The sequence below is a fragment of the Jidongwangia harbinensis genome (assembly GCF_020216025.1).
Taxonomy (GTDB): Bacteria; Actinomycetota; Actinomycetes; order Mycobacteriales; family Micromonosporaceae; genus Actinoplanes; species Actinoplanes harbinensis.
Window position 1 is genome coordinate 175,834 of record NZ_JAIWNC010000024.1, and the last position, 7,299, is coordinate 183,132.

Here is a 7,299-nt window from a genome sequence, read left to right on the forward strand (position 1 = left end):
ATGGACCGGTGACGGACCGTCCGACGCGCCCCTCCGACCGGCCCGGCGCCGCCGCCGATCAGCCGAGCGTCCGGTGGCCCTGGCTGTTGTCGAACCGGGGACTGGCGGTGGTCGCCTCGTGCCTCGCCCTGGTCGGCGTGTGCCTCCTGCTGGCGATGCTTCTGATCGCCGCGCGGACGCCCGAGCCGGAGCGGGCGAAGCTGCAGATCGAGACGCTCAAGTACGGCCTCGGCTTCTTCGCGGCCGGCGGCGCCGTCGCCGCCATCCTGCTCAGCACCCGCCGCCAGCTGCTCTCCGAGCACACCCACGGCCTGGCGGTGAAGACGCAGCAGCTGTCCGAACTGAACCATGCGCTGGCGCTGAAGGCGCAGGCGCACGTCGAGGACGACGCGGCCGAACGCCGGGTGACCGACCTCTACGCGAAGGCGGTGGAACAGCTCGGGTCGTCCGACGCCGCGGTGCGCCTGGGCGGGCTGTACGCCCTGGAACGGGTCGCCCAGAATCATCCGAGCCAGCGCCAGACGGTGATCAACCTGCTGTGTGCCTACCTGCGGATGCCGTACGAACCACCGGCCCGGCCCGGGCGGCGCGACACCACGGACGCGCGGGAGCCCTTGGCGCAGTTGCCCCTGCCGGTCCGAGCGGTCCCGAGCCGCGGCCGTGATCCGCTGGAGGAGCTGCAGGTCAGGCTGACGGCGCAGCGGATCATCGCGACCCACGCCCGGTCTCCGGACGGCCCGGACGGCGTCCCGGCCGAACGGTCCGCCGCCGAGCCGGCCCACCAGTTCTGGGCCGGTCTGGAGCTGGACCTGGCCGGAGCCACGCTGATCGACTGGACGCTCGCCCAGGCCGACATCGCGTCCGCGACGTTCCGGGGCACGGTCTTCGTCGGGGACGCACACTTCGCCGGCACGGAATTCCGCGAGGCCGACTTCTCCGGTGCGAGATTCCAGGGCGAGGCGCAGTTTCCCGCGGTCACCTTCCGGGTCCGGGTGCGGTTCGACGGGCTCACCGTCGAGGACGCCGCCTCGTTCGACGGGGCCGTCTTCGCAGCCGGGGTCTCGTTCCAGGACGCCACGTTCCTGCGCAACGCCGAGTTCCTCCGGGCCGGGTTCACCGGTGAGGCCTGGTTCGGCGCGACGAGGTTCTGCGGCGAGGCGTCGTTCGATCTCGCCGAATTCCACGACGAGGCGTGGTTCGGCGACGCCGAGTTCCGCAGCGAGGCGTGGATCGACAACACCACCTTCGGCAGTGACACCTCGTTCGAGCGCGCGACGTTCGAGGGCCTGCCGCGGCTGGACCAGGCATCCGTCCTCATGGAGGTGAACTATCGCAGCGTCTGGCCGCCGGGGTGGACGGTGCTGCCCGGCTTCCGGCCGACCCGTCTGATCTACCGGGCCGGGTCCGGCCCGGGCATCGATTGATCGGACGGCGGCCGCCCGCCGGCCGATCGCCGACTGCGCAAGATTCGACCTCCCCGATCCGGCACCGGGTCGGCACGCTGGGGCGATGAACGACGTCCAGACGCAAGACACGGTCGTGACCTCGGCCGGTGTGCCGCTCGCGGCCCGTGTGCACCGCGCCGCGACCGCGGGCCACGACCGGCAGCCCGCGGTGGTGGTCACCGGGTCGTGGCTGACCGTCAAGGAGCAGATGCCCGACCTGTACGCCGGCCGGCTCGCCGCCGCCGGCTTCACCGCGCTGACCTTCGACTTCTCCGGGTTCGGTGCCAGTGGCGGCGAGCCCGTCCAGACCGAGCTGCCGGTACGCAAGATGGCCGATCTGGCCGCGGTGGTCGACGCCGCGCGCAGCATGTCCTGGGTGGACCCGGACCGCCTCGGTGTGGTGGCGGTCTGCGCGAGCGCCCAGTACACCCTCGGCGCCCTGGCCCGCGGCCTGCCGGTCGGTGCGTTCGCGTCGGTGGCGGGGTGGTTCCACGACCTGGCCACGGTCGCGCCGTTCTACGGTGGCGCGGACGGTGTGGCGGACCGGCTGGCGCGGGCCGGTGCGGCCGCCCGGACGTACGCGGAGACCGGCGAGCTGGTCACCGTCCCGGCGTACGCCGCGGGTGACCCGGACGCGGCGATGTCCGTGGAGATGGACTACTACGCCAATCCGGAGCGCGGCGCCGTACCCCGGTGGCGTAATGCGATGTCCGTGCTGAGCTGGCAGCCGTGGCTGACCTACGACGCCTTCGCCGGCCTGCCCGGCGTGTCGACGCCGACGTTGCTGGTGCACAGCGACGACGCGGTGCTCCCCGACAACGCACGGCGGGTGGCCGACGGCCTCGGGCGGCACGCGACGACCGTGTGGGCCAAGGGCGCCCAGACCGACTTCTACGATCAGCCGGCCCAGGTGGACCTGGCCGTCCACGCCGTGGTCGACCACTTCACCGGCACGCTGGGCAGGTCGTCGTGAACGACGCCGTGACCGCTTCGATCGTCCGGTTCTTCCGGGCCGTCGACACCCGCGACTGGGCCACCGTCCGCGCGCTGCTCGCCGACGAGGTCGTCCTCGACTACGTCTCGCTGTTCGGCGGCGAGGTCGAGACGGTCGCCGCGGACGAGGTGGTGGAGCGGTGGCGGGCGCTGCTGCCCGGATTCGACGCCACCCAGCACTTCCTCGGCGTACCGGCCGAACTGGACGGCACCGTCCAGGCCAACGTGCGCGGCTATCACGTCCTCGGCGACGAGGTGTGGATGGTGGCCGGGTGGTACCGCCTGACCCTGACCGCCGGCGACCCGGCCCGGGTCGCCGGCATCGTGCTCACCGCGGCCTACGAGACCGGGGACCGCGAGCTGGTCGCGCGCGCCCGGGAGCGGGCGGCGGGCTGGGGCGTGTTTCGGAGTGGGGGCCGGAGCACGCCCTAGCGCACCGCGCTGCGGTACGCCGCCGGCCCGGCGCCCGTGTGGGCCCGGAAGACCCGCCGGAAGTGGCTCAGGTTGGCGAATCCCACCGCCTTCGCCACGTCGGCCACGCCCAGCCCGGTGGTGGCGAGCAGCAGGCGGGCCCGGTCCATCCGCCGCGCCGTGACGTAGGCGTGCGGCGCCTGGCCCACCGTCGCCTTGAACGCCCGCGCGAAGTGGTGGGCCGAGAGGTGCGTCTCGGCGGCCAGCCGGTCCAACGTCAGGCGGCCGCCGAGGTCCGCCGCGACCAGGTCGGCGACCCGGCTGACCTGGGCGCGGCTCAACCGGGTGTGGCCCGGCGCCGGCGGCAGGCGCTGACCGCCGTACTCGGTCAGGACGTGCCGGACCAGCAGGTGGCCGAGGCCGCTGCTGGCGGTCTCACCGAGGTACGCCGACGCGACGTGCGCCCGCCGGATGATCCCGGCGACCCCCACCACGACCGGATCGGCCGCCCCGACGACGGTCCGGTCGGTCGGCCAGCCGGCGCCGGTGCCACCCACCGAGGCGACGAGGTCGGCGGCCGGGTAGATCTCCAACGCCTCGGTGGGGTCGCGCACGTCCGACCAGACGATCGGGTCGGCGCCCGAGCAGACCACCGACCCGCCGGGGTACGACGCCCGGCCGGCCCGCGCCCCGGAACGGACGTGCACGTCACGGTGCCCGCTGAACGCCACGCCGACCTGGTGGGCGCCGGTGACCGTCTCGTGCGCGTGCGGGGGCAGCCAGGCCCAGGCCGAGGTGAATCCCGGCCAGGCGAGTTCGCTGTGCCGGGTCGGCGCTGGTGGTGCCACAGGCGCTCCCGCGGTCGTCGACGCCCCGGGCGGTCCGCTGCGCGGGGTCAGCCCAGATACTTCTCCCACGGGCCGGTGATGGCCAGGGTGAGTCCGGGATCCTGCAGGTTGACGAAGAGCACCCGGCCGTCGCCGCTGAACGTCGGCCCGCAGAACTCCGAGTCGTTGAGCTGGTTGCGGGCGATGGCGTAGGTCGGGCCGCCGGGGAATGCGCTCAGCACGTGGGAGGCGCCGGCGCCGTCCTCGGCGAGGACGAGGCTGCCCCACGGGGTCACGGTCACGTTGTCCGGGCCGTCGAAGGTCAGGTCGGTGTACTTCGCCGGCGCGCCCTCCTCCGACGTGGCCTGGTGCGGGAAGTACGTCACCAGCTGGATGGTCTCGGCGCGGTAGTCGTAGAACCAGACCATGCCGTCGTGCGGGGCGGCGTCCGCGGGGAGTTCGCCGTCCTCCCAGGCGTAGGAGTTGACGACGTACACACCCTCGTCGGTGCCCCACACGCCCTCGAACTTGCGGCCGCGGGTGACCTGGCCGTCGGCGAACTGTTCGCGGACCGGCGTGGTCCGGGCGTCGCGTTCCGGAACGTCGGTCCACCGCACCGGGAAGGGGCGGCCCAGCTGGGCGGACGTCAGGTAGGCGACGTCCGGGAGCACCGTGCCGTCGTCCATGATGATCTGCATCGCGGCGAGCACGCCGGCCGTCGGGCCGAGGCGGGTGAGGACGCCGGGGCCGACCCGGACGCCGCGGGGTGCGGTCCACCGGTAGAAGAGGCCGTTGGGTTCGTCGGCGTCCTCGGAGAGGTAGATGTTTCGGCGGTCCTTGTCGATCGCCAGGGCCTCGTGGGCGTACCGACCCAGGCAGCGGATCGGCCTCGGGTCCGCGGTGCCGTCGGCCCGGACCTCGAAGACGTAGCCGTGGTCCTTGCCGAAGACGCCCGCCCGGTCGCCCTCGGACCACGGGTCGCCGGCCCGGTCCTCGGTCTCCTCACAGGTCAGCCACGTGCCCCAGGGGGTCGGGCCGCCGGCGCAGTTGGCGACGGTGCCGGACAGGGCGACGAACTCGCCGAGGTTGCGGCCGGCCCGGTCCGTGGTGATCACCGTGCAGCCGCCGGCGTCCACCGCGCCCGGGTCGTAGACGGTGCCCTTGACGTGCGGCACCCCGAACTCGGCTCCCGGGTCGATCTCGTGATTCTGGATCAGGGTGTACCGGCCGCGCCCGGCGTCGTAGGCGGCCATGCCGTCGTGGTCGGACGGGGTCAGCCCCTGGCCGCGGTCGAGCCGGGTGACGCCGGTCCGGGTGACGATGGCGTACCGGAAGCCGGCCGGCAGGGCCAGGATGCCGTCCGGGTCGTCGACCAGCGGAGGGAAGGGCACATGTCCGGCGGGCCGGTGCGGCCGGCTCGGCTTGGCCTGGGCCAGGGACGGGACGGCACCGGCGACCGCGAGGCCGACACCGGCCGCGGTGCCGCCGGCGAGGAAGGTACGACGTGAGGTAGGCACGTCGACAGCCAACTCCGGGGAGCCGACGCCGACGCACCGTGCACGTGAGGGTCCGGCGACGTCGACGTGAAGATTCGGGGCCGCCCAGCCGTCGCGCCGATGACACCGGTCCGCCGTGGAGGTCACCGCTCCGGGCGGCAGGGACGTGCACCCGCGGGCCTCCCGGAGTCGATTGCACCGAGGTAAACCTTGCCTTCACAAGGATGCATTGGACTTAATGACGGCACCCGTCGATGATTTTTTCGAGCCGGTGATCTCCACCGGCGGATCGAGGAAGCGAGTCTGCGATGCCGACCGAACCGGAACTGCTCGTCCAGGTCACCGCGCTGGTCCGCCGCGCGGGGGCGCGCCTGATCGACCGGTACTCCACCGCGAACCGTCCGGCCGGGCGGGACGAGCTGCTGGCGGCGCTGCGGGCCAACGACGCGGTCGTGGCGGATCTGCTGCGGCCCGCGCTGGCCGAGCTGCTGCCCGGTTCGCACTGGGAGGTGGACGAGCACGCGGCCGGCCCGATGCCGGCGGGCGACTGGTGGGTGGTCGACCCGGTGGGCGGCAACGTCAACGCGGTGCACGGTATGACCGACTGGAACATCGGGGTGAGCCTGGTCCGCGACGGCCGGCCCGTGCTGGCCGTGCTGTACGCGCCGCTGGCGGACGAGATGTTCACCGCGGTCGCCGGTGGCGGCGCGTTCGCCAACGGCGCGCCGATGCGGGTCTCGGCGAAGACCGACCTGACTGCCGCGCTGGTCGGGACGGGGCAGGCCAAGCCGGGCCGGGACGCCGAGTCCGCGGCACGCTTCGGTGCGTCGCTGGCCGCGATGATGCAGGAGGCGCTGTACGTACGGGTGTCCGTCCCGGTCGGGCACCAGCTCGCCCAGGTCGCCGCGGGGCGGATGGACGCGCACTGGCAGATCCACAACGTGCGCTCGCACATCGGGCCGGTGCTGCTGGTGCTCGAGGCGGGTGGCGTGGTCACCGATCTCGACGGCGAGCCGTGGGACATCACCAGCGGGAACTACCTGGCCGCCGGCCCGGGCGTGCACGCCGCCGTGCTCGACGTCCTGCGGTCGACGCGCTGACCTCCGCCGCCCGGCACACCGACCCACCTCCCAGGAGAACCGACATGAAGATCGCCGTACTCGGTGCCTCGGGCGCCACCGGCCGGCTGCTGGTCGCCGGGGCACTGGCCCGCGGCCTGACCGTGACCGCACTCGCACGCGACCCCGGCCGGATACCCGGGACGGACCACGCGGGCCTGTTCCCGGTCGCCGCCGACGTCTACCGACCCCGCTCGATCGCCGATGCCGTCGTCGGCTGCGACGTCCTGCTCTCCGGGCTCGGCGTGCCGAAGGGCGGCCGGCCGGACACGCTCGTCGCCGGTGCCGCGGCCGCCATCGGATCCGGTGTGCCCCGGGTCGTCTGGCTCGGCGCGTACGGCACGGGCCGGTCCGCGCGGGCGGCCGGCGCGCTCACCCGGGCCCTGCTCGGCGTCGTCCTGCGAAGCGAACTGGCCGACAAGGTCTCCGCCGACGACGCCGTCCTCGATGCCGGCGGCACCGTGTTCCACTCCGGGCCGCTGACCAACGGACCCGCCGCCACCGCCCACCGCACCCTCGCGCTGGACGACGCGCCGCGCCGGCTCCTGCCGGCCGCCGTCAGCCGGGCGACCGTGGCCGCGGCGATGCTCGACGAGGCGGTGCATCCCCGCTTCCCCGGCCGGATCGCCGTCCCGGTCGCCGGCTGATCCCCGCCCAGGCGGCCCGGCCCCCCGCGCGGGGCCGGGCCGTCCGTGAGGGCTACTCCTCGGCCGGGGCCGGATCGAGATCGGCGGGGACCACGTCCGGCACTCCGGCCCGCTGCGCGGCCGCCGTGAAGACCAGCTTGGACTTCTCGATGTCGTCCGGGTCGCCCGCGCAGTCGACCAGGACGATCTGCCCGGGCCGCAACTCGTTGAACAGGATCTGCTCGGACAGGCTGTCCTCCAGGTCCCGCTGGATCGTCCGGCGCAACGGCCGCGCACCCAGCACCGGGTCGTAACCCTTCTTCGCCAGGTACCGCCGCGCGTTGTCGGTCAGCTCCAGACCCATGTCCTTGTTCCGCAGCTGG

General features: G+C 73.8%; 8 protein-coding genes. 5 read left to right on the plus strand and 3 right to left on the minus strand.

Features of this window, described 5'->3' with window-relative positions; genetic code table 11:
• Positions 1 to 8 precede the first annotated feature (8 nt).
• The 3 genes from LDL48_RS44680 to LDL48_RS27430 all read left to right on the plus strand — a co-directional run bounded on the left by LDL48_RS44680 (position 9) and on the right by LDL48_RS27430 (position 2,870).
• Entirely contained in the window at positions 9 to 1,424 is a 1,416-nt protein-coding gene (locus LDL48_RS44680) for a pentapeptide repeat-containing protein (RefSeq protein ID WP_225258106.1), read from the plus strand.
• An 85-nt stretch (positions 1,425 to 1,509) separates the two neighbouring features.
• Complete coding sequence (locus LDL48_RS27425) at positions 1,510 to 2,418, plus strand: alpha/beta hydrolase (protein WP_225258107.1); 909 nt, start codon at positions 1,510 to 1,512, stop codon at positions 2,416 to 2,418.
• Positions 2,415 to 2,870 carry a nuclear transport factor 2 family protein gene (locus LDL48_RS27430; protein WP_225258108.1) on the plus strand — a complete coding sequence of 152 codons (456 nt, stop codon included), beginning with the start codon at positions 2,415 to 2,417 and terminating at the stop codon, positions 2,868 to 2,870. Before LDL48_RS27425 ends, LDL48_RS27430 begins: the two co-directional genes overlap by 4 nt.
• Here the strand turns inward: LDL48_RS27430 and LDL48_RS44685 are convergent.
• A complete protein-coding gene (locus LDL48_RS44685; protein ID WP_225258109.1) occupies positions 2,867 to 3,697 on the minus strand; it encodes an AraC family transcriptional regulator in 831 nt (276 codons plus the stop codon). The two genes, LDL48_RS27430 and LDL48_RS44685, sit on opposite strands and share 4 nt — an antisense overlap.
• Positions 3,698 to 3,744: 47 nt before the next feature.
• Positions 3,745 to 5,193, minus strand: a complete 1,449-nt coding sequence (locus LDL48_RS27440) for an alkaline phosphatase PhoX (RefSeq protein ID WP_225258110.1) — start codon at positions 5,191 to 5,193, stop codon at positions 3,745 to 3,747.
• A 287-nt stretch (positions 5,194 to 5,480) separates the two neighbouring features.
• On the opposite strand from LDL48_RS27440, the gene LDL48_RS27445 reads away from it, so the two are divergent.
• Both LDL48_RS27445 and LDL48_RS27450 read left to right on the plus strand, forming a co-directional pair.
• The gene (locus LDL48_RS27445) at positions 5,481 to 6,272 is read left to right on the plus strand and encodes an inositol monophosphatase family protein (protein ID WP_225258111.1); all 792 of its coding nucleotides are present in this window, start codon (positions 5,481 to 5,483) and stop codon (positions 6,270 to 6,272) included.
• 44 nt (positions 6,273 to 6,316) lie between these two features.
• Positions 6,317 to 6,937 carry an NAD(P)-dependent oxidoreductase gene (locus LDL48_RS27450; RefSeq protein ID WP_225258112.1) on the plus strand — a complete coding sequence of 207 codons (621 nt, stop codon included), beginning with the start codon at positions 6,317 to 6,319 and terminating at the stop codon, positions 6,935 to 6,937.
• 52 nt (positions 6,938 to 6,989) lie between these two features.
• Here the strand turns inward: LDL48_RS27450 and LDL48_RS27455 are convergent.
• Positions 6,990 to 7,299 (minus strand): ClpB D2-like domain containing protein (locus LDL48_RS27455; RefSeq protein ID WP_504786033.1); only part of this gene is annotated, 310 nt, incomplete at its 5' end.